This is a genomic window from Mesorhizobium sp. M1142 (assembly GCF_040318565.1).
Taxonomy (GTDB): Bacteria; Pseudomonadota; Alphaproteobacteria; order Rhizobiales; family Rhizobiaceae; genus Mesorhizobium.
Genome location: NZ_JAMYMK010000001.1, coordinates 344909 through 365500 on the forward strand (window position 1 = coordinate 344909; position 20592 = coordinate 365500).

The following is a 20592-nucleotide window of genomic DNA, read 5'->3' on the forward strand; positions in this document are numbered from 1 at the left end:
CCAATAAAAACGCGACCGGACGCAGAAACTTGACCAGATGGCCGGCTGCGTCAACCTCTCGTGGCATAACAAATGCGTTCCGGGCGCACGGTGCCAACAGCCGTGCAAACTCTGGCTTTGACAATTCCTGCCGGCTTGATATCATTTGCATACGAATGAATTTCCTGCCTTGAATGCTCGGGAAGGTCTTTCGGCAGGATCCCTCTCGGGAAGCCCATTCTGGGAAGGCAAAGCGTGATCCGTTACGCAAAACCCACCACGGTCGACGACGCCCTCGCGTTGCTGGGCGAAGGGCAATGGCGCATCCTTGCCGGTGGCACGGATTTTTATCCGGCACAGGGCAGCAAGCCTTTCCGCGACAATATCCTCGACATCAATGGCCTGGCGGCATTGCGCGGCATTGCTGAAGCCGAAAACCATTGGCTCATTGGCGCCCGCACCGCCTGGACCGATCTCGTCCGCCATCCGCTGCCGGCGGCCTTCGACGTGCTGAAGCAGGCGGCGCGGGAAGTTGGCTCGGTGCAGATCCAAAACGTTGCCTCGATAGCCGGCAATCTCTGCAATGCCTCGCCGGCCGCCGACGGTGTGCCGGCGCTGCTGGTGCTCGATGCCGAAGTCGAACTGCGTTCCTCGGTTGCGACCCGGCATTTGCCCCTTGCAAAGTTCATTCTTGGCAACCGTCGCACCGCTCTGCAGTCCGGCGAAATGGTGACGGCAATCCGTATTGCCAAACCTGCGACCGCCGGCGGCTCCGCCTTCGTGAAACTCGGCGCGCGGCGTTATCTCGTCATCTCCATCGCCATGGCTGCCGCACGCCTGGCCGTCGAAGATGGTATTGTCAGGAAAGCGGCCGTCGCCGTCGGGTCCTGCTCGGTCGTCGCCAGGCGCCTGGCGAGTGTCGAGGCGGCGCTGCACGGCCTGCCCGTCGGCCCCGCGCTGGCCGCTGCGATCCAATCCGCGCCAATGGACGAGCTGTCGCCGATCGGCGACGTGCGCGGCAGCGCCGAATATCGGCTGGATGCGGCGCGCGAGATAGTCGTCCGTGCTGTGCTTGGTGCTGTGGGCGCAATCCCCGGCGAAAGGGCGGCGGCCTGATGGGCATGGAGCGCGCCGACATCGCCTTCGAGGTCAACGGCGCCGCCGTCAGCGTTTGCGTGCCGCCGGTGCGGCGGCTGTCCGCGGTGTTGCGCGACGAGCTGCGGCTGACCGGCACCAAGGTCGGCTGTGATGCCGGCGATTGCGGCGCCTGCACGGTGCTGGTCGACGGCGAGCCGGTCTGCGCCTGCCTGATGCCCGCGGCTTCCGCCTCCGGCACCGTCGTGACGACCGTCGAAGGTCTCGGCAACGGCAGGCTGTCGGCACTGCAGGCCTCGTTTCTCAGCCATGGCGCAGCACAGTGCGGCGCCTGCACGCCCGGCCTGCTGGTCGCCGCAACGGCACTCCTGGACAGGACGCCTTACCCGAGCGAGGCTGAAACGCAGGATGCGCTCGGCGGTGTACTCTGCCGCTGCACCGGCTATCGCAAGATCGTCGCGGCGGTGATGGATGCTTGGCGCCACGCCGGCGGTCTCGATCAGCGCATGCCATCCTCTGGCCACGCCGTCGGCTCCTGCCCGATCCGCCTCGATGGCGTGCCGAAAGTCACTGGCGGCGAAAAATTCGGCGGCGATTCCTTCCCCGCCGACGCGCTGTGGGTGCTGGTGGTCCGCTCACCGCACTATCATGCCGCCTTCAGCTTCGGCGATCTCGGCAGCTGGGTGAAATCCCGTCCCGGCATTGCCGGCGTCTTCACCGCCGCCGACATTCCGGGAAAGAATTGTTTCGGCGTCATCGCGCCCTTCGCCGACCAGCCGGCGCTGGCCGAAGGGGTTTCGCGCTTTCGCGGCGAGGCGGTGGCGCTGGTTGCCGGCGAACGCGAGGCTATCCTCGATCTCGACCTAGCCGATTTCCCTGTCAGTTGGACCGAGTTGCGGCATTTTCTGGAAACTGGCGAAGCGCAGGCCGGCGGCACGCCACTGGTCCATGAAAACCGGCCCTCGAACCTGCTCACCTCCGGCTTTGTCGAGCGTGGCGACCCCGAAGCCGCGCTTGCCGGTGCGGCTTTCGTCGTTTCTGGCGCCATCGACACCTCCTATGTCGAGCACGCCTATATCGAACCGGAAGCCGGCTATGCCTTCATGGACGGCGACACGCTGGTCGTCGTCGCCTGCACGCAGGCGCCCTATATGGACCGTGACGACACGGCAAAAGTGCTCGGCCTTACCCCGGAAAAGGTGCGCATCGTGCCGACCGCGACCGGCGGCGGCTTCGGCTCGAAGCTCGACGTCTCGCTGCAACCGCTCATCGGCCTCATCGCCATGAAAACCGGCCGGCCGGCGGCGCTCGCCTACAGCCGCACCGAATCGATGATCTCGACCACCAAGCGCCATCCGGCCCTGATGAGAGCGAGCATCGGCGCCGATGCCGACGGCCGTGTCACCGGCATGGTCTTCGCCGGCGATTTCAACACCGGCGCATATGCCAGCTGGGGGCCGACGGTCGCCAACCGCGTGCCGGTGCACGCCTCCGGCCCCTATGCTACGCCGAACTATCGCGCCGAAGGCCGCGCCATCCACACCAATGGCCCGATTGCCGGCGCCTTTCGCGGTTTCGGCGTGCCGCAGGCCACGATCATGCAGGAGACCCTCTATGACGAGCTGGCCGACAAGCTCGGCATGGATCGGCTCGACTTTCGCCTGAAGAACTGCCTTCGGAACGGATCCGAAACAGTTACCGGGCAGCGGCTCGAGTCGGGCGTCGGCATCGCCGACTGCCTGGAGGCCCTCCGTTCACATTGGCAGCGTGCCGTTCGCGATGCCGAAGCGTTCAATGCCGGTAGCAGCATCAAAAAACGCGGCGTCGGCATCGCTTCTTGCTGGTACGGCTGCGGCAACACCTCGCTGCCCAATCCGTCGACCATCAAGGTCGGCATCTCGATATCGGGCGAAGTCGTCCTGCATCAGGGGGCGGTCGATATCGGGCAAGGCTCCAACACCGTCATCGCGCAGATCTGCGCCGACGCGTTGGGTCTGCCATTGGAGAAGTTGCGGCTGAAAGGCGCCGATACGGCGATCACCCCCGACGCCGGCAAGACCTCGGCCTCGCGCCAGACTTTCGTCACCGGCAAGGCCGCCGAAAAGGCCGGCCGCGCCTTGCGCGAGGAGATCTTGCGTTTCGCCAATGTCTCGCAAAAGGCGGCGATTGCGCTGGACGGCACAAGCCTGAGCATTAGGGAAGGCGAAGCAACGCGCCGCATCGATCTTTCCTCGCTAAAGGCAGACGCCGAAGGATTTGTCTTCCGGGCCGAGGAAAGCTACGACCCGCCGACCCAGCCGCTCGATGCAAAAGGTCAGGGCAAGCCTTACGCCGTCTATGGTTATGGCGCCCAGATCGCCGAACTGGAGGTCGACCTCAAGCTCGGCACTGTGAAGCTGATAAAAATCACTGCCGCCCACGATGTCGGCAAGGCCATCAATCCCTTGCTTGCCGAGGGCCAGATTGAGGGTGGCATCGCCCAGGGCATCGGCATGGCGCTGATGGAAGAGTATATCCCCGGCCGCACCGAAAACCTGCACGACTATCTGATCCCGACGATCGGCGACGTGCCGCCGATCGAGACCATCCTGATAGAAGTTCCGGATCCGGAAGGACCCTTCGGGGCCAAGGGTTTGGGCGAGCATGTGCTGATTCCGACGGCGCCGGCGATCCTCAACGCCATCCGCCATGCAACAGGTGTGCTGGTCACCAAAATTCCGGCGACGCCAACCCGCATCCGCGCCGCCATCCGCGACAAGGAGGCGCGCCGATGAGCGAGCTTGCCGAACGCTTCGAGACGCATGATCCCGGCGAGAAGCTGGTGGCCGAGAAGATCCGCTGCGATGCCTGTCCGGTCATGTGCTACATCGCCGATGGCCGCACCGGCGCCTGCGATCGCTACGGCAATGTTGGCGGCAGGATCGTGCGGATGGATCCGCTGACCATCCTCGACCACGCGGCCGAGACCGGCGCCGCAATCGTACCCTTTGCCGAGGAAGGCGAGGCATGGGACGGCGAACTGGTCAACACCGGCCGCCGCTTCGTCACCGCCATCGGCGCCGGCACCACCTATCCCGATTACAAGCCGGCGCCTTTCATCGTCAGCCAGGAGGTCGAGGGCGTCGATCTGGTCACCGTCGTCACCGAGGGCATCTTCTCCTATTGCGGCGTCAAGGTGAAGATCGACACCGATCGTCATATCGGCCCCGAAACGGCGACGGTCCGTGCCCAAGGCGAGGCGATCGGCCATGTCACCACCGGCGAATACGGCTCGCAGATGCTGTCGCTGGGCGGCGTACATCATTTGACCGGCGGCTCGAAGGCTGAAGGGCGCGCCACCTGTGACGCCATGCTCGCCCTGTGCAACCGCAAACCGGTCGAACTCGTCATCGACGGCGGCGCCACCGTCATCGTCGAAGCCGGCAAGCCGCCGGTCATCGACGGCAAGCTCGAACAGCGCATGCGCGTCGGCTGCGGTTCGGCCACCATAGGCATGTTCGCGACCCAATGGCGCGGCCTTGTTGACGAGGCGGTGGTGGTCGATGACCACATCACCGGCGTCGTCTCCGAGCATCAGGCCGGCAAGGTGCTTGGCTGGCAGGATACCGGCATCAAGATCATCGGCCGCCGTTCGACGCCGGGCCGTTATTTCAAGGTGTCGGAACCCGGCCTCGGCTGGGGCGGCACCAGTATCTCCGACCCGCTGTCGATCCTTGGTGAATGGAACGCCAAAAAGGGTGCGCGCCCCGGCATGTCGCTGCTGATGGTCTCGACCACCGGCGAGCAATTCGCCTATTACGAGCTCGACGACGAATTGAAGCCTGTGCAGAAACCGTTCCCGGAGCGGCTGCGGAAGTCGGTTGAACTGATCGAGGACAATTGTGAGCCGGCGCTCTGCACCGTGCTTTTCGTCGGCGGCGCCGGCGGCTCGCTGCGCGCCGGCGTCACCGAGAACCCGGTCAATCTGACCCGCTCGGTGCAGGGCCTCAAGACCTATGTGACGGTCGGCGGCGCGCCGGTCTATGTCTGGCCGGGCGGCGGCATCACGCTGATGGTCGACGTCACCCGCGTGCCGGAAGGCGCCTTCGGCTATGTGCCGACGCCGGCGCTGGTGGCCCCGATCGAGTTCACCATGCGCCGCGACGATTATGTCAGGCTTGGCGGCTACGAAGCCGAAATCCGCAGCGTCGACGATATCCTGGCCAAGGGCGGCGAATATCTCAATCCGCGCCGCGGCACGGCCGCACCCCGGGACAATCCCTGGCCGCCGCTGGCTCAGTTGCGTCGCGCGGCCGCAAACGGGGCCGGGCGATGAACGGCCCGCAGGCGCATTGGCTCGAGGACGGCCGGAGGCTTCACCTCAATCATGGGCCGATCGACCTGATCGTCGAGGCCTTCGGCGAGGCAAGCGAATGCCGGACTGCCTATAGCCAGGCAGTGGCGCGCTTCCAGCCAATCCTGGTTGAACTGGTCGAAGAGTTGCCCGAACTACGGCGCCCGGCCGCCTCGCGGCCACGTCCTTTCGCTGGCCCGACGGCGCGCCGCATGGAAGCGGCGGTCGTTCCGCTAGCGAAACAATTTATCACACCGATGGCGGCCGTCGCCGGCTCGGTAGCCGACGAAGTGCTTGGGGCCCTGCTTGCCGACCGCCGGCTCGAGCGCGCCTATGTCAACAATGGCGGCGACAGCGCGATCCATCTCGGCAACGGGCAGTCGATGACGCTTGCCATTGCCGGGACAGGTCATGGGTTGGCAGATCGTCTCACGATCCGCGCCGAAGATGGGATCCGCGGCGTCGCGACCAGCGGCTGGCGCGGCCGCTCCTTTTCGCTCGGCATCGCCGACGCGGTCACGGTGCTGGCGCGAACGGGTGCTGACGCCGATGCCGCCGCGACCTTGATCGCCAACGCCGTCGACCTGCCCGGTCATCCGGCCGTTAGGCGCGTACGGGCGCGCGATCTCGCACCTGACAGCGATCTCGGCGACCGTTTGGTGACGCAGGGCGTGGGGCCGCTTTCCGCCGCTGAAATCGCTATTGCGCTGGAAGGCGGATTTGCCGTTGCCGAGGAGTTTCGGCGGCGCGGTCTGATTGCCGCCGCGGCGCTTTTCCTCGGCGGTCAGGCGCGCATCGCAGGTCCGATGGGGCTCGCCGATAAAGCTTTAGAGAGGGAAATTGCTCATGCCTGAGTTTCCGATCCGCAAGATCGCCGTGCTGACCGAAGAGATTTTTCACGAGGGCGGGCCGGTGGCGAAGGTGCCGCGGCGCCGCGCCGCGGCCATGGCTGTGGTCAAGAACCCGTTCGCCGGCCGTTACGTCGAGGAACTACAGAGCGCCATGGAGGATTTGAAGCCGCTCGGGCTGCTGCTCTCCGACAGGCTTATTGCCGCATTGGGCGGCGACGTGAAACAGATCGACGGTTACGGCAAGGGCGCCATCGTCGGCATGGCGGGCGAGCTGGAGCATGGCGCGCTGTGGCATGTGCCGGGCGGCTATGCGATGCGCGAGCGGCTCGGCGACGCCAAGGCGATCGTGCCGTCGGCAAAGAAGGTCGGCGCTTTCGGCGCGCGGCTCGATGTGCCGCTCGGCCACATCAACGCCGCCTATGTGCGCAGCCATTTCGATGCCATGGAAATCGGCATCAGCGATGGCCCGCGTCCCGACGAGATCCTGTTCTGCCTCGCAATGACCTGCGGCCCGCGCGTGCACGACCGCATGGGAGGGCTGGCGGCCAAGGACATCAAGGCATGGGACGGGCTGCGGTGAGCGCCGAAGACAATCTGCTCAAGCTGGTCGAGACCGAGGAGCCTGACGAAAACGACTATCGCTTGCAGGAGCAGGTCGGCTTCATCCTGCGCAAGGCGCATCAGCGCCATGTCTCGATCTTCGCCGCACACATCGCCGATCTGACGCCGCCGCAATTTGCCGCTTTGGCCAAATTGCGCGACGTCGGCGAGACCTCGCAGAACCAGCTTGGCAGCCTGATCGCCATGGATGCGGCGACCGTGAAGGGTGTCATCGACCGGCTGAAAGCGCGTGGCTTTGTCGAACTTAGCAAACACGAAGTCGACAAACGGCGCCTGCTGGTCAATCTGACGGCCGAGGGGCGCGACGCGATCGAGCGGCTGATTCCGCTTGCCCGCGAGATCACGCAGGAAACGCTGGCGCCGCTTTCCGCCAAGGAGGCTGCCATTTTCATGAAGCTGCTGGGCAAGCTGGCTTAATCTGCTGCCTGCCGGCGTTTGATTGTTGTTCCTGCCGGGCGCTGAAACGCCCGGCAGGAAAGCCTCGTCTCAGAGGCCGTTGTCCTTCAGGATCTGGGCGGCATTTTCCTTGGTGATCTTCTGCGTCGGCAGGGTGATGGTCTTTTCAACCTTCTCCCCGTTCAGGAACTTGATCGCCTGCCGCAGCCCTTCGGCGCCCGGCGTCACATAAGTGAACGTCGCCGTCAGCTCGCCATTGGCGACCAGCTGCACGCCTTCATTGGGCAGGCCGTCGATGCCGATGAACTTGATGTCCTTCTCACGTCCGACGTCCTTGGCGGCAAGATAGGCACCATAGGCCATCGGATCATTATGGCCGTAGACAAGATCGATCTTCTCGTTGTTGCGCAACGCGGTCGCCATGATGTTGTAGGCCTGGTCCTGCTTCCAGTCGCCCGACTGCTGGTCGAGCAGGTATTTTATGCCCGGCTCCTTGTCGGTGAATTCATGGAAGCCGTCATGGCGATCGTGTGCCGGCTGGGTGCCCATGCCGCCCCAGATCTCGACGACGTTGCCGGCGGCCTTGCCCTTGCCGCCAAGCAGCTCGACGGCATATTCACCGGCAGCCCGGCCGATCAGCTTGTTGTCGCCGCCGACGAACTGCGTGTAGTCATTGGTTTCGACGTTGCGGTCGAGCACGAAGACCGGGATCTTCGCATCGATCGCCTGCTGCACGACACCGGTCAGACCGGCGGATTCTTTCGGCGATACCAAGAGCGCATCGACCTCCTGACGGATCAGGTTCTCGACGTCGGCCACCTGCTTCTCGGTCTTGTCCTCGCCGTCGGTGATGATCAGTTCGACTTCCGGATGCTTGGCCGCTTCGGCCAGGATGTCCTTGTTGAACTGAGCCCGCCAGGGTTCGATGGTCGTCACCTGCGAAAAGCCGATCTTCCACTTCTTGTCCTGCGCATGGGCGCCGCCGGCAAGCATGGCGGTCGTGGTCAGGAGTGCCGCTGTCAGCCCGGCGAGCTTCAACAATTCACGTCGTTTCATTTCTTGTTTCCTCCAATATTCAGAGACGCGGTCTCTTGCGACGGCCGCTTTGCCGCGGCCGTTTCCTTGTGCGCTTGCCCACCGGGCAGCCGCAGATAGAAGAGAAGATCACCGGCATTGCGCTCCTGTACGAGCACGGTACCGATGATGATCATCCCCTTCAGCACCAGCTGAAGGTTCGAATTGATGTTGTGCAGCTGCAGGATGTTAGAGAGCAGCCCGAAGATCAGCACGCCGCAGAACGTCCCGGTGAGGCTACCGCGTCCGCCCATCAGGCTGGTGCCGCCGATGACCACGGCGGCAATCGCGTCGAGCTCCAGCCCGGCGCCGGCGTCCGGCTTGCCTTGCCGGTACTGCGCGACATAGAGCACCGCCGCGATGCCGGCCAGCAGCCCTGACACGGCATAGGTGGCGATCTTCACGCGGCCTGCGGCGATGCCCGACAGCCGCGCCGCCTCCTCATTGCCGCCGATTGCATAGACATAGCGGCCGAACGGGGTGAAGCGCAGCACGGCGCCGTAGATCAGGATGGCGCCGAGGAAGAACAGGCCCGGCATCGGGATCACGCCGAATACCAGCGAGCGCAGCATTTCGAAATCGGCCGTGGCGTTCGAGCCGGTATAGACCGGCAGCACCGCATTGTTCTGGCCGGCTGTCAGCCGGGCGATGCCGAGCGCAGTAACCATCATCGCCAGCGTCACGATGAAGGGCTGCAGCCGCCCCGCGACGATGATGAAGCCGTTGAGCGCGCCGAACAGCAGGCCGACGCAAGGCGCCACCAGCAGCACACCGAGCACGCCGAATTTTGAGCCTACCTGCGGCAGCAGGAACCACAGCACCAGACTGCACAGGATCACCCCGACAATGCCGGGCGTCACCAGCCCGCGAACGCTGTCCAGCCTGATGTCGTGCGTCGCCTGCGCGCCGGCACGGGATTTTTCGACGTTCAGCAGGATGAAACGAGTGACGAGAATGCCGAGGCAAAGGGCTGCCACGGCAACTGTCGGCACCCCAAGCACCACCGCCGGCGTCACGCCGGGGACCGTCAGCAGCATGGCACAGACCACCGTACAGATCGCCATCAGCGAGCCGACGGAAAGGTCGATACCGCCGGTAATGATCACGGCCGTCATGCCGGTGGCAATCAGGCCGGTGGTCGACACCTGGCGCAGCACGTCGAGCAGGTTGCCGTAGGACAGGAAAATGTTGTTGCCCTTGGAGCTGATCGGCGAGCCGAGCACGCCGATCAGGAAGATGGCGATCAGGCCCCAATAGAGCTTCGTCCGGGACAGGATATGCAAAATGCTCATGCGGCAGGCCTCGTAATCGTCCGTCGCGGCGCCGCAAGCCGCATGATGGCCTCCTCGCTGGCTTGCGCGCGGGACAGGATTCCCGTCTGGCGGCCGTCGGCCATGACCAGGATACGGTCGGAAAGATGCAGCAGCTCCGGCAATTCCGAGCTGATGACCGCGATCGCCAGCCCGTCTCGCGCCAGCTTGACGATGAGATCGTAGATTTCCCGCTTGGCGCCGACATCGATGCCGCGCGTCGGCTCGTCGAGCAGCAACACCCGCGGCCTCGTCGCCAGCCATTTGCCGATGACGACCTTCTGCTGGTTGCCGCCGGACAGCGTGCCGGCCGGCTGCTCGACGGTCTCGCAGCGAATGCCGAGCGCCTTGACGGCGTCCCGTGCCAGCCCTTGCTCACCGGCCAGCGAGCGCAGGCCGAACCGCGCCAGCGCACCGACCAACGGCAGCGCGACATTGTCGGTGATCGAGGCCTCGAGATGCAGGCCTTGCGTCTTGCGGTCTTCCGTGACAAGGGCGATGCCGAGCCGGCGCGCATCGCGCGGCGAACGGATTTCTACCACCTCGCCATCGAGCCTGATCTCACCGCCGGCACGTCCGCCGCTGGACCCGAAGATGGTTTCCAGGATTTCGGTCCGGCCCGAGCCCAGCAGCCCGCCGATACCCAGGATTTCACCTGCGGCAAGATCGAAACTGACGCCGTCGAGCACGGTGCGCCAGCCATGGCGATTCGGCTTCGACAGCGACAGCTCGCTTACGGAAAGGACGGTGTTGACACCGGGGATGCGGTGCTCCTGGGAGGAAGCCAGCAGGTTTCGCCCGACCATCGCCGAAATTATGGCGTCTTCGTCGAGCTTGTCCATCGCCCGCGTCAGGACGTGGCGTCCATCGCGGAACACGGTGACCCGGCTGGCCAGATGCATGACTTCGTCGATGCGGTGCGAAATGTAGACGATCGCCACGCCGCTGTCGGCGAGCTGGCGGATGATGCGGAACAGCCGCTGGCATTCGGCTGGCGAAAGCGCCGAGGTCGGCTCGTCCATGATCAGAATGCGCGCCGACATCGACAGCGCCTTGGCGATCTCGACCAGTTGTTGTTCGCCGACGCGCAAGGCACCGACGCGCGCATCCGGATCGAGCTCGATGCCGAGCCTTTGCAGCAGCGCGCCGGCAGCGCGGCTGCTCGCCTTGCGGTCGACGATCAGCCCGGCGATCAGCTTCTCGCGGCCGAGAAAGATATTGTCGGCGACGCTGAGTTCGGGAACGAGATTCAGCTCCTGGTGGATGATGGCGATGCCGGCGCGCTCGGCTTCGCGGACGCCGGCAAAGCGCACCGCATCGCCATCGATACTGACCGTTCCGTTATAGTCCGTATAGACGCCGGACAGGATCTTCATCAGCGTCGACTTGCCGGCGCCGTTCTCGCCCATCAGCGCATGGACCTCGCCGCGCCGCAGTTCGAAATCGACATCGACAAGCGCGGCGATGCCACCGAAGGACTTGGAGATGTGCTCGGCGCTCAACACGATAGCCGAGCCGTCCGCCACAACGCCTTGCGCAGGGATGGAATTGCCGTGCTGCATGACAAGGACGGCCTCCCTCCGTCGCCACCGAACACCTCAAACGCTAATCTAAACGTTTCGATCATGTCAAGGCAATATCTGGAGTCTGAGATTGTTCCATTTCAATTCTTGCGCAAAATCGTAAGATTCCGTACGTATTGCTGCCGTGGAGTGGTGAAACGTTTCGAAAATGACAGCGTCAGGACGAAAAAAGCAGCGCAAATTCACTGCTCCGACCATGCTTCACGTGGCCGAGGCCGCGCGTGTTTCCGTGGCCACGGTGTCGGCGCTGATCAACGGCACCGCGACCGTCAGCCCCGAGCTCAGCCAGCGCATCGAACAGGCGATCCGCGACATCGGCTACAAGCGCAACGCCATTGCCCGCAGCCTGAAGATAGGCACCACACGCACCATCGGGCTCACCGTCCCCCACATCACAAACCCGTTCTTCACCGACGTGGTTTCGGTCATCCAGCAGGCTTTCGACAGGGCCGGTTACGCCGTCATGCTGTGCTGCACCGACGAGCACCTGAACACGCAGGACGACCAGATCAGATTGCTGCTCGACCGCATGGTCGACGGACTGATCGTCGCGCGTGTCGGCGACGGCGCGATCCTCAAACCGATTGTCGACGACGCCAATGTGCCGGTCGTGCTGCTCGACCGTGTTTGCCAGGGTGTCGACACCGATGCCGTCGTTCTCGACAACCAGCGCGCGGTGTTCGACGCCATCACCTACCTGATCGATCTCGGCCATCGGCGCATCGGCTACATCTCCGGCTCGTTCGATATCTCGCCGATGCATGACCGCATGGCGGGATACCGCGAGGCCCTCCAGGCCGCCGGCCTGCCGGCCGAGCCCGAGCTCGTCCGCTTCGGCAACTTCCATGAAGTCGACGGCTACAACGCCACCATGCAGCTGCTTTCGCTGCACGACCGGCCGAGCGCCATCTTTTCGGCCAACAACCCGATGGTGATCGGCACGATGAAGGCCATTCGCGATATCGGCCTGTCCTGTCCGGAGGATATTTCGGTCGCCTGCTTCGACGACTTTCCGTGGTCGGATGTGTTCCGGCCGCAATTGACCACGGTCGCACAGCCGGTGCAGGCGATTGGCGAGCAGGCGGCCAATCTGCTGCTCGACCGGCTCGCCGGAAACAGGGATGCGCCGCCGCGCAAGCTGACGCTCAAGGGTCGCCTGATGATCCGCAATTCATGCCGTCCGCTAGGTGCGACTGCGCAGAGCGTCAGCGCGTAGCGCTTGGGCTCCGTTCAGAAACTTTGCAATGCCGGACGGACCAGCGGTCCCCCTGTCCTGCCGACCCGGGCCTTCGCAGCCACTACGGGCGTTCGTCGTTCGAAAACCGAGCAATGGAAGGACGCGGCGCCGATCGAGCCAAGTGGCCAACGGTCAGCCAGCCGACAGTCAGGAAAATCTTGGCAATCGAAGCATGTCTGGAATATGACGAGATGCGGCTGATCGTTCACACGGGCGCCGGCTTGAGTCATGCGCGTGAAATCGATCCTAATCGGGCTGGTTCTTGCTGGGATGGCCGTATTCTTCGGCTGCACTACCAGCGGCGCATTAAAGACTTTCCCCTCGGCCTATGGCGGCCTCACCGACGCCGGTTTTCGCGTTCCGCCGGTTCCGATCTACAAGGTTGACCCAAAGTTCCATCGGCAGACAGTACCTTATGCGACTGAAGAGGCGCCGGGCACCATCATTGTCGATACAGGAGCGAAGTTCCTCTACTACGTGTTGGGAGACGGTCAGGCGCTGCGCTACGGAATCGGCGTTGGCAAGGCGGGCTTCGAGTGGCATGGCACTGCTCACGTTGCGAGGAAGCGCGAATGGCCGGATTGGAGCGCGCCGTCTGCGATGATCGTGCGCGAGCAGAAGCGAGGCCGCATCATACCGGCCCATATGGAGGGCGGACTCATGAACCCGCTCGGGGCGCGGGCGCTCTATCTTTTCAACGAGAAAGGTGACACTGGATATCGCCTGCACGGTAGCCCTGAATGGTGGTCCATCGGCAAAGCTGTGTCGGCTGGCTGCATTCGCCTCATGAACCAGGACATCATCGATCTCTATGACCGCGCCACAATCGGCACCAAGGTGATCGTCATTTAGTGGACGCCGCGTTTCCCGCAAACGGACGAGCATGAGGATCGAAAACCTCCGCGTAAAGCGCGCGAAATGTTCGCTGTGTCTTCGCACACCTGTTCGCGAGGTTCCCTGCCCAAGGCCGGCCTTGCCCGCAACAGTGGCAAGTGGCGAACCAACTCTCAGGCAGCTTCCGACAGCGATTTGTGAGCGTCGGCCAGGATCTCGAACGAGCGCACCCGCGCCGCATGGTCGAAAATCTGCGCTGTGACCATCAGCTCGTCGGCGCCGGTGCGGCGCACGAAGGCCTCGATGCCTTGCCTGACCGTTTCGGGAGAGCCGACGACGGCGCAGGAAAGCGCTTGGCCGAGCATGGTCTTGGCCATTGGATCGAGGTCGCGCTCATATCCTTCGACCGGCGGCGGCAATCGGCCGGGCCGGCCGGTGCGCAGATTGACGAAGGCCTGCTGCAGCGAGGTGAACAGCAGCCGCGCCTCGGCATCGGAAGGAGCGGCGAAGACGTTGAGGCCGAGCATCACGTAAGGCTTGTCGAGCTGCTCCGAAGGCTGGAAACGCGAGCGGTAGATCTCCAGCGCATGGTCGAGCTCGGCCGGCGCAAAATGCGAAGCGAAGGCGTAGGGCAGGCCGAGCATGGCGGCAAGCTGCGCGCCGTAGAGGCTGGAGCCGAGAATCCAGATCGGCACCTTTTCGCCTTCGCCGGGCACCGCGCGGATGCGTTGGCCGTCTTCGGCCGGTTGGAAGTAACCCATCAGCTCGACGACGTCCTGCGGGAAATTGTCGGCGCCAGCATCGAGGTTGCGGCGCAGCGCCCGTGCCGTGGCCACGTCGGTGCCGGGCGCCCGCCCGAGGCCGAGATCGATGCGACCAGGATGCAGAGCGTTGAGCGTGCCGAATTGCTCGGCGATGACCAGCGGCGAATGATTGGGCAGCATGACGCCGCCGGCGCCGACGCGTATGGTCTTGGTGCCGCCGGCCACATGGGCAATGACCACCGAGGTGGCGGCGCTGGCGATGCCCGGCATGTTGTGGTGCTCTGCCAGCCAATAGCGCCGGTAACCCAGCCGCTCGGCATGCCGGGCGAGATCGAGCGAATTGGCGAGTGACTGCGAAGCGTTGCTGCCTTCGACGATCGGCGACAGGTCGAGAACGGAAAGAGCGGTCATCGGCGCGGGTTTCCTGTGGGCCGAACGGATGTAGGAAGCCGTTGCCGAGGCGGCAAATTCAAAATGTTGATTGAGCACTGCAGGCACAACGGACGTGCCACCGATGCAAGGTCGTGATCCAATCGGGGGACGTTTTTGACCCTTAAGCCGCTACTTTTTCGCCTCGTGAATTTCTTCGTCCTCGATCACCGCCGTATGCTGCGCCGCGAGGAAATTGCCGACATGACTGAGGCCGTCGAAATGATCGCAGAACACCTTGATCACGACCAGCAGCGGCACCGCCAGCAAGGCGCCGACGAAACCCCACAGCCAGGACCAGAAGGCGATGGCGATGAGGATCGCCACTGCGTTGATCTCAAGACGGCGGCCGACGACCGTCGGCGTCACGAACTGGCCTTCGACGACATCGCACATAAGGACGAAGGCCGGCGCCAGCAGCGCATAGGAAATCGTGTCGAAGCTGATCAGCGCGATGATCGTGACCAGCGTGATGGTGGTCAGCGCCCCGATATAAGGCAGGAAATTGAGCAGAGCCGCTGCCGCGCCCCAGACCTGCGCGTTGGGCACGCCGAGCGCCCAAAGGCCGAGCCCGATGACAATGCCGAGACATGTATTGATCACCGTGACGGTAAGCAGATAATGCGAGATTTCACGTTCGACGTCGTAGACGACGCGCAGCGCCCGCTTCTTTTCGCTGAGACTGGGGAAGGACTGGACGATCTTTTCATAGAACATCGTGCCCGAGGCGAGCAGGAACAGCGACAGGACGAAGACGATGGTAACGCTGACGCCAGCCGACAGCACATTGCCGGCCGCCTGCGAGAGAATACCGGATGGCGCCATCGCCACCCTCTGAACGCCCGGCTCCTGGGAAGTCTGTGTCAGGCCCTCGATCTGGCGCGAAATCTCCACGATCCGTTCGAACGGACGGCGCAATTGTGCCAGACGTTCGGTAAGCTGCTGGCCGATCGTGGAGGTGTTGTTGATGAGGTCGATGACCGGGCCGCTGAGCAGATATCCCGCGACGGCGACGAGGCAGAACGAAAGCAGCACCAGCAGTGTCGCCGAAATGACATCGGGCATGCCATGCTTGCGCAGGAAGCGAACGATCGGCGTCAGCGTCAGCGCCAGCAGGAAAGCCAGAATGACCGGCATGAAGAAGGCGCGGGCGAAGTAAAGCGCGTAGATCGCCATAAGGATGAAGATGCCGACGAGCAGCGAACGCATCAGATGCGCATCCGCCCGTGCCTCGACGCGCGGATCCGGGCTTTCGGCAGCGCTTGCGCCCGAAGCGGCGGGTTCGGCTTTCATTCTGACCCTCGGCGGCACACCGCGATTGGTGCAGACCGTTGGCGAAAACGCCTCTGTCGCTTCAAGGTTCCGTTAGCCGGCGTCACCGGCAAGGCCGCCGCGCGGCCTTGCCAATGAATCAGGTGACTGGGAATCAGGCAACCGGTGCCGCCACGGCGGGAACGGCCCTCGCAGTTTCCCGGCGCACGATCGGCGCCACCTTGGTGCCGTAGAGTTCGATGGCCTTCATCACCTTGGCGTGCGGCATGGTGCCGATCGCCATTTGCAGCAGGAAGCGGTCGTTGCCGAATATCCTGTGCTGGGCAATGATCTTCTCGGCCACCTGTTCTGGATTGCCGACGAACAGCGCGCCGTTTGGGCCGCGCGATTGGTCGAAATGCGCCCGCGATGTCGGCCCCCAGCCGCGCTCGCGGCCGATACGGTTCATCACCTCGGCCTGCGGCCCGTAAAAATCGTCGGCTGCCTGGTCCGTGCTGTCGGCGATGAAGCCGTGCACGTTGAGACTGGTGGCAAGGCTTGCCGGATCGTTGCCGGCGCGTCTGGCTGCATCCCTGTAGATGTCGAACAGCGGTGCGAACCGCGCCGGCTCGCCACCGATGATCGCCAGTGCCAGCGGCAACCCGAGCACGCCCGCGCGGGCGACGGATTGCGGCGTTCCACCGACGGCGATCCAGATCGGCAATTTGTCCTGCAAGGGCCGGGGATAGACGCCGCGATCATTGATCGGAGCGCGCAGACTGCCCGACCAGGTCACCTTGACATTATCGCGGATGGCGAGCAGCAGGTCGAGCTTCTCGGCGAAGAGCTCGTCATAATCTTCGAGATTGTAGCCGAACAGCGGAAAGGACTCGATGAACGAGCCGCGCCCGGCCATGATCTCCGCCCGGCCGCCGGACAGAAGGTCGAGGGTGGCAAACTGCTGGAAGACGCGCACCGGATCGTCGGACGACAGCACGGTGACAGCGCTGGTCAGCCTTATGCGCCTGGTTCGTTCGGCGGCCGCCGCCAGTGCCACAACCGGAGCGGAGGCAGCGTAGTCGGGACGGTGGTGCTCGCCGAGACCAAAGACGTCCAGCCCGACCTGGTCGGCGAGCTCGATCTCCTCGATCAAGTTGCGCAGCCGCTCGTGCGCACCGATCGCACCGGGACCCGGTTCCGGGCTGACGTCGGCGAAAGTGTAGAGACCGAGTTCCATAGTGTGTCATCCCAGGGTTTGTCCTGGCGCTACAGGTAGCGATCAGTCCGCCGCCCCGCCAGATGCCTGGATGGTGAACAGTGCGGGTGCCTCTCAGCCGAATTCAATCGAAATGGCGTCTCCCGGCTGCAACAGATCAGAATTTCATGGCTGGCATACCGTTTTGGCGCTTGAACTCTCGGTTTTCACGCGTATGTAAGCCTCGCAAATTGACTTCAGGGAAGTGGAATTGGCTATCTATAGGGAAAAAGACGTTTTCGAGCGGCGCAATGCCGCGAACGAGGCAAAGAAGGCGCTTCTGGAGCGCTTCAAGGCAAAGCCGGCGGCAGATGATCCAGCGGTGCTGGCACGACAGGCCGAGCGCAAGGCGATCCTCGAGGCCCGCGCGATACGTGAGGCCGAAAAGGCCAGGCTGAAGCAGGAAAAGCTGGCGCGCGAAGCGGCCGAAAAGGCCGAGCGCGAGGCAGCCGCCGAAGCGGCACGCATCGCCGCCGAAGAGGCCGCACAGGCCGAAGCGAAGATCCGGGAAGCTGAAGAGAACGAGCGCATCGCCCGTTTTCTTGCCGACGAGGCCGAACGCAAGGCCAAGCGTGACGCCCGCTATGCCGCGCGCAAGCAGCGCACCGGCAGGACGCCGCCCGGCTTCTCCGCGCGATAACGCCTTCCGGCACTGATTCAAGCCATCGGAACGCTCCGTTTCGATGGCTTTCGGCCGATTTCTTAAATGCGCGAAATCTATCTTCGCCGCATCCATAGGGGATGCGCGTGAGCTTAGTGAACAATCATACCGGCCGCGTTTGCGGCCGGTCGAAATAAGCCGAAACGGTAGCTGCGGCCCTACTTGTCCTTCAGCTTCATCGCCTTCACCGGCGGTGCCTTCAGGGCCGGCGCCGGAGCTGGTTTCTTCGCGTCCTTCTTCGGCTTGCGGGCTTCCTTGCCTGCCTTCATCGCACCCTTAGCCATGATTCGTTCCTCCAGTTGACGTCTGGCGAAGTGAAACAAGAGAAAACGCTCGACTGCAAGAGGCCGCTGCCGGGCAGTCGCCCTGACCGATGGCTGTTAACCGGTTTCTAATTCCCTCGTAAACCGCAGCGGTCCGTGCCATGGTCTTCTTCGCACTGCAGCATCAGCCCTCGCGTTTCGCCGGCTGATGATCAGGCAGGCCGGTCAGGACGACAATGCGGATCCACATCGGTTGCCAGATGAGCTTCGACTTCCCGCAGGAAACACCGCTGATCGCGATGCTAAATGTCCATTATTCGCGCGCATCCGATCTTGAGCGGCCGGACTTCCTGACGTCGAACCCGCCGGTGCCGATCGAGAGCTACCGCGACAGTTTCGGCAATTGGTGCAACCGTCTCGTTGCGCCGGCCGGGCGCTTTGCCTTCGGCACCGACGCGGTCATCCGCGACCCCGGCTCCTTCGAGACGCGCGAGCTGACGGCGTGGCAGCACGAGGTGCGCGATCTGCCGTCGGAGACGCTGCTGTTCCTGCTGCCCAGCCGTTATTGCGAGAGCGACGTGCTGTCGAATGAAGCGTGGCGGCTGTTCGGCAGCACCCCGCTCGGCATTCCGCGCGTCCAGGCGGTCTGCGACTTCGTCCATAACCACATCGTCTTCAACTACTTCAATGCACGGCCGACACGCACCGCCGCCGAAGCCTATCGCGAGCAGAGTGGTGTGTGCCGCGACTTTGCTCACCTCGCTGTTGCCTTCTGCCGCGCCCTGAACATTCCAACCCGCTACTGCACCGGCTATATCAGTGACATCGGCCTGCCAAAGCCGTGGTCGGACATGGATTTCGCCGCCTGGATGGAGGTCTATCTCGGCGGCCGCTGGCACGCGTTCGACCCGCGCAACAACGCGCCGCGCATCGGCCGTATCCTGATCGCCTCCGGACGCGATGCCGCTGATGTGCCGCTGACCCACATTTTCGGGCCGGGCGCGCTGGCTGGCTTCAAGGTCTGGACGGACGAGGTCGTCGAATAGCCCCGCCCCGCCCTTTTGGATAACTGACTTTGTGAACAACTCGGCGCTTCAGGCGTTGTGAGAGCTGTGGAGCGTGGGCGGACGCTCCGCCAATCTCGGTGCATCAACCAAGGCAGCACACCATGGCGGCGCATGGCGGGTCGAAAAAAGTGATCTATGCGGCGCTCGCCGGAAATCTTGCGATCGCACTGACCAAATTCGCCGCTGCCTTGTTCACGGGCAGCTCGGCAATGCTCTCGGAAGGCGTCCACTCGCTCGTCGATACCGGCAATGGCAGCCTGCTGCTTTACGGCATGCACCGTGCCGCGCGCCCGGCCGACCGCACGCATCCGCTCGGCCATGGCCGCGAGCTGTACTTCTGGAGCTTCATCGTTGCGCTCCTCGTCTTTGCACTGGGCGCCGGCATATCGTTCTACGAAGGCGTGACGCACATCATGACGCCGGAGCCGATTGCCAACGCCAAGGTGAACTACGCTGTCCTTGGCCTTTCCTTCCTCTTCGAAGGCACCTCTTGGCTGGTGGCGCTGAAGGAGTTCCGCCACCAAAAAGGCAGCCACGGCTGGCTCGAGGCGGTGCAGCTCAGCAAGGATCCTAGTGTCTACACCGTACTCTTCGAGGACAGCGCGGCACTTCTCGGCCTCGTTGTCGCCTTCGCCGGGATATCGGCGGCGGAACTGCTGGACATGCCGAAGCTCGACGGCGCCGCGTCGATCGGCATCGCGCTGATCCTGGGCGCAACCGCGATCTTCCTGGCGCGCGAAAGCAAAAGCCTGCTGCTCGGCGAGCCGGCTTCGCCCGAGGTGCAAATGAAAGTATTGGACATCGTCCAGCAGGACCCGGCGGTGCAGCGGGCGAATGGCGCGCTGACGCTGCATATGGGTCCGCAGGAGATCGTCGCCGCTCTGAGCATCGAGTTCGAGGACCACTTGTCGGCGCCCGAGATAGAGACCTGCGTCGAACGCCTCGAGACGCGGCTGAAAGCGGAGATGCCGGAGGTGACGCGGCTGTTCGTCAAGCCTCAGACCACCGGCACCTGGGAACGCCGGAGCAAGGCCTTGGCGGGGGCATCCGGACAAGAACCGGCCTAAGGAAAATGGCTTGAGGAAATCGATGCGCCATCGGACAGTCCCGGTTATGATCGCAGGCAAAAGCTCGGGAGGAACGAAGATGAAAATCGACGGCGGGTGTCATTGCGGCGCCATCACTTACGAGGCCGAGGTCGATCCGGAAAAGACCACCATTTGTCACTGCATCGATTGTCAGAAGCTAACCGGAACGGCCTTTCGCGTCACCGTGCCGGCGTCCCAGGACAATTACAGGATCACCAAGGGCAAGCCGAAAATCTACATCAAGACCGGTTCGAGCGGCGCCAAGCGCGCCCAGGCGTTTTGCGGTGAGTGTGGCTCGCATCTCTACGCCACGTCGGCGGGCGAGGGACCGAAGGTTTACGGCATCAGGGTCGGCACGGCACGGCAACGCGAGCAACTGGTGCCGAAAAAGCAGATCTGGCACCGCTCGGCGCTGCATTGGCTGCCGGAATTCGAAGGCACGACCATCATCGAGGAGCAGTAGCGCCAGATCCGGGTGAAGCCTCCGGTTCCGGCGTAGCT

General features: G+C 63.8%; 19 protein-coding genes. 12 read left to right on the forward strand and 7 right to left on the reverse strand.

Annotated elements, in window-relative coordinates:
• Positions 1 to 234 precede the first annotated feature (234 nt).
• From NKH42_RS01660 to NKH42_RS01685, 6 genes are read left to right on the forward strand one after another with little or no spacing between them, the layout of a single operon-like run.
• Positions 235 to 1095, forward strand: a complete 861-nt coding sequence (locus tag NKH42_RS01660; RefSeq protein ID WP_352686400.1) for an FAD binding domain-containing protein — start codon at positions 235 to 237, stop codon at positions 1093 to 1095.
• On the forward strand, positions 1095 to 3848 hold the full coding sequence (locus tag NKH42_RS01665; RefSeq protein ID WP_352686403.1) for a molybdopterin-dependent oxidoreductase: 2754 nt from the start codon (positions 1095 to 1097) through the stop codon (positions 3846 to 3848). The genes NKH42_RS01660 and NKH42_RS01665 overlap by 1 nt, the downstream gene beginning before the upstream one ends.
• Positions 3845 to 5389, forward strand: coding sequence for a 6-hydroxynicotinate reductase (locus NKH42_RS01670; RefSeq protein WP_352686407.1), 1545 nt, complete (start codon positions 3845 to 3847; stop codon positions 5387 to 5389). The genes NKH42_RS01665 and NKH42_RS01670 overlap by 4 nt, the downstream gene beginning before the upstream one ends.
• A complete protein-coding gene (locus tag NKH42_RS01675) occupies positions 5386 to 6261 on the forward strand; it encodes a UPF0280 family protein (protein ID WP_352686410.1) in 876 nt (291 codons plus the stop codon). Before NKH42_RS01670 ends, NKH42_RS01675 begins: the two co-directional genes overlap by 4 nt.
• Positions 6254 to 6838 (forward strand): amino acid synthesis family protein, encoded by a 585-nt coding sequence (locus NKH42_RS01680; protein WP_352467809.1) that lies wholly within the window; start codon positions 6254 to 6256, stop codon positions 6836 to 6838. The genes NKH42_RS01675 and NKH42_RS01680 overlap by 8 nt, the downstream gene beginning before the upstream one ends.
• Positions 6835 to 7296 carry a MarR family winged helix-turn-helix transcriptional regulator gene (locus tag NKH42_RS01685; RefSeq protein WP_352686651.1) on the forward strand — a complete coding sequence of 154 codons (462 nt, stop codon included), beginning with the start codon at positions 6835 to 6837 and terminating at the stop codon, positions 7294 to 7296. Before NKH42_RS01680 ends, NKH42_RS01685 begins: the two co-directional genes overlap by 4 nt.
• Positions 7297 to 7365: 69 nt before the next feature.
• Here NKH42_RS01685 and NKH42_RS01690 read toward each other — a convergent pair whose 3' ends face one another.
• Genes NKH42_RS01690 through NKH42_RS01700 form a run of 3 tightly spaced genes read right to left on the reverse strand, consistent with a single transcriptional unit; the run spans position 7366 to position 11221 of the window.
• Entirely contained in the window at positions 7366 to 8331 is a 966-nt protein-coding gene (locus NKH42_RS01690) for a substrate-binding domain-containing protein (protein ID WP_254815861.1), read from the reverse strand.
• Complete coding sequence (locus tag NKH42_RS01695) at positions 8328 to 9641, reverse strand: ABC transporter permease (protein WP_352477019.1); 1314 nt, start codon at positions 9639 to 9641, stop codon at positions 8328 to 8330. Before NKH42_RS01695 ends, NKH42_RS01690 begins: the two co-directional genes overlap by 4 nt.
• A complete protein-coding gene (locus tag NKH42_RS01700; RefSeq protein WP_352751760.1) occupies positions 9638 to 11221 on the reverse strand; it encodes a sugar ABC transporter ATP-binding protein in 1584 nt (527 codons plus the stop codon). Before NKH42_RS01700 ends, NKH42_RS01695 begins: the two co-directional genes overlap by 4 nt.
• 217 nt (positions 11222 to 11438) lie before the next feature.
• Here NKH42_RS01700 and NKH42_RS01705 point away from each other — a divergent pair, with 217 nt between their 5' ends.
• Both NKH42_RS01705 and NKH42_RS01710 read left to right on the forward strand, forming a co-directional pair.
• Positions 11439 to 12458, forward strand: coding sequence for a LacI family DNA-binding transcriptional regulator (locus tag NKH42_RS01705; RefSeq protein ID WP_352751758.1), 1020 nt, complete (start codon positions 11439 to 11441; stop codon positions 12456 to 12458).
• Positions 12459 to 12707: 249 nt separating this feature from the next.
• On the forward strand, positions 12708 to 13331 hold the full coding sequence (locus NKH42_RS01710; RefSeq protein ID WP_352506035.1) for a L,D-transpeptidase: 624 nt from the start codon (positions 12708 to 12710) through the stop codon (positions 13329 to 13331).
• A gap of 155 nt (positions 13332 to 13486) precedes the next feature.
• Here NKH42_RS01710 and NKH42_RS01715 read toward each other — a convergent pair whose 3' ends face one another.
• The 3 genes from NKH42_RS01715 to NKH42_RS01725 form a co-directional block, all read right to left on the reverse strand.
• The gene (locus NKH42_RS01715; RefSeq protein WP_352506034.1) at positions 13487 to 14488 is read right to left on the reverse strand and encodes an LLM class flavin-dependent oxidoreductase; all 1002 of its coding nucleotides are present in this window, start codon (positions 14486 to 14488) and stop codon (positions 13487 to 13489) included.
• A gap of 150 nt (positions 14489 to 14638) precedes the next feature.
• Positions 14639 to 15799, reverse strand: coding sequence for an AI-2E family transporter (locus NKH42_RS01720; RefSeq protein ID WP_352477022.1), 1161 nt, complete (start codon positions 15797 to 15799; stop codon positions 14639 to 14641).
• Between the two features lie 133 nt (positions 15800 to 15932).
• Positions 15933 to 16994, reverse strand: a complete 1062-nt coding sequence (locus tag NKH42_RS01725) for an LLM class flavin-dependent oxidoreductase (protein WP_352506033.1) — start codon at positions 16992 to 16994, stop codon at positions 15933 to 15935.
• Between the two features lie 229 nt (positions 16995 to 17223).
• On the opposite strand from NKH42_RS01725, the gene NKH42_RS01730 reads away from it, so the two are divergent.
• Positions 17224 to 17652: a DUF6481 family protein gene (locus NKH42_RS01730; RefSeq protein ID WP_023718183.1), complete on the forward strand. Its 429-nt coding sequence runs from the start codon at positions 17224 to 17226 to the stop codon at positions 17650 to 17652.
• A gap of 179 nt (positions 17653 to 17831) precedes the next feature.
• Here the strand turns inward: NKH42_RS01730 and NKH42_RS01735 are convergent, their stop codons facing one another.
• Positions 17832 to 17957 carry a hypothetical protein gene (locus NKH42_RS01735; RefSeq protein ID WP_013528464.1) on the reverse strand — a complete coding sequence of 42 codons (126 nt, stop codon included), beginning with the start codon at positions 17955 to 17957 and terminating at the stop codon, positions 17832 to 17834.
• A 215-nt stretch (positions 17958 to 18172) separates the two neighbouring features.
• Here NKH42_RS01735 and NKH42_RS01740 point away from each other — a divergent pair, with 215 nt between their 5' ends.
• The 3 genes from NKH42_RS01740 (at position 18173) to NKH42_RS01750 (ending at position 20554) form a co-directional block, all read left to right on the forward strand.
• On the forward strand, positions 18173 to 18982 hold the full coding sequence (locus tag NKH42_RS01740) for a transglutaminase-like domain-containing protein (RefSeq protein WP_254815869.1): 810 nt from the start codon (positions 18173 to 18175) through the stop codon (positions 18980 to 18982).
• Between the two features lie 122 nt (positions 18983 to 19104).
• A complete protein-coding gene (locus NKH42_RS01745) occupies positions 19105 to 20070 on the forward strand; it encodes a cation diffusion facilitator family transporter (RefSeq protein ID WP_352477025.1) in 966 nt (321 codons plus the stop codon).
• A 79-nt stretch (positions 20071 to 20149) separates the two neighbouring features.
• Positions 20150 to 20554 (forward strand): GFA family protein, encoded by a 405-nt coding sequence (locus NKH42_RS01750; RefSeq protein ID WP_352506031.1) that lies wholly within the window; start codon positions 20150 to 20152, stop codon positions 20552 to 20554.
• Positions 20555 to 20592: the final 38 nt, after the last annotated feature.

Coding starts and splice junctions, on each gene's coding strand:
- NKH42_RS01670 (WP_352686407.1), top strand. CDS start 3,845: ATGAGCGAGCTTGCCGAACGCTTCGAGACGCATGATCCCGGCGAGAAG.
- NKH42_RS01680 (WP_352467809.1), top strand. CDS start 6,254: ATGCCTGAGTTTCCGATCCGCAAGATCGCCGTGCTGACCGAAGAGATT.
- NKH42_RS01675 (WP_352686410.1), top strand. CDS start 5,386: ATGAACGGCCCGCAGGCGCATTGGCTCGAGGACGGCCGGAGGCTTCAC.
- NKH42_RS01665 (WP_352686403.1), top strand. CDS start 1,095: ATGGGCATGGAGCGCGCCGACATCGCCTTCGAGGTCAACGGCGCCGCC.
- NKH42_RS01705 (WP_352751758.1), top strand. CDS start 11,439: ATGCTTCACGTGGCCGAGGCCGCGCGTGTTTCCGTGGCCACGGTGTCG.
- NKH42_RS01740 (WP_254815869.1), top strand. CDS start 18,173: ATGCGGATCCACATCGGTTGCCAGATGAGCTTCGACTTCCCGCAGGAA.
- NKH42_RS01695 (WP_352477019.1), bottom strand. CDS start 9,641: ATGAGCATTTTGCATATCCTGTCCCGGACGAAGCTCTATTGGGGCCTG.
- NKH42_RS01750 (WP_352506031.1), top strand. CDS start 20,150: ATGAAAATCGACGGCGGGTGTCATTGCGGCGCCATCACTTACGAGGCC.
- NKH42_RS01725 (WP_352506033.1), bottom strand. CDS start 16,994: ATGGAACTCGGTCTCTACACTTTCGCCGACGTCAGCCCGGAACCGGGT.
- NKH42_RS01700 (WP_352751760.1), bottom strand. CDS start 11,221: ATGCAGCACGGCAATTCCATCCCTGCGCAAGGCGTTGTGGCGGACGGC.
- NKH42_RS01710 (WP_352506035.1), top strand. CDS start 12,708: ATGCGCGTGAAATCGATCCTAATCGGGCTGGTTCTTGCTGGGATGGCC.
- NKH42_RS01745 (WP_352477025.1), top strand. CDS start 19,105: ATGGCGGCGCATGGCGGGTCGAAAAAAGTGATCTATGCGGCGCTCGCC.
- NKH42_RS01690 (WP_254815861.1), bottom strand. CDS start 8,331: ATGAAACGACGTGAATTGTTGAAGCTCGCCGGGCTGACAGCGGCACTC.
- NKH42_RS01720 (WP_352477022.1), bottom strand. CDS start 15,799: ATGAAAGCCGAACCCGCCGCTTCGGGCGCAAGCGCTGCCGAAAGCCCG.
- NKH42_RS01735 (WP_013528464.1), bottom strand. CDS start 17,957: ATGGCTAAGGGTGCGATGAAGGCAGGCAAGGAAGCCCGCAAGCCGAAG.
- NKH42_RS01715 (WP_352506034.1), bottom strand. CDS start 14,488: ATGACCGCTCTTTCCGTTCTCGACCTGTCGCCGATCGTCGAAGGCAGC.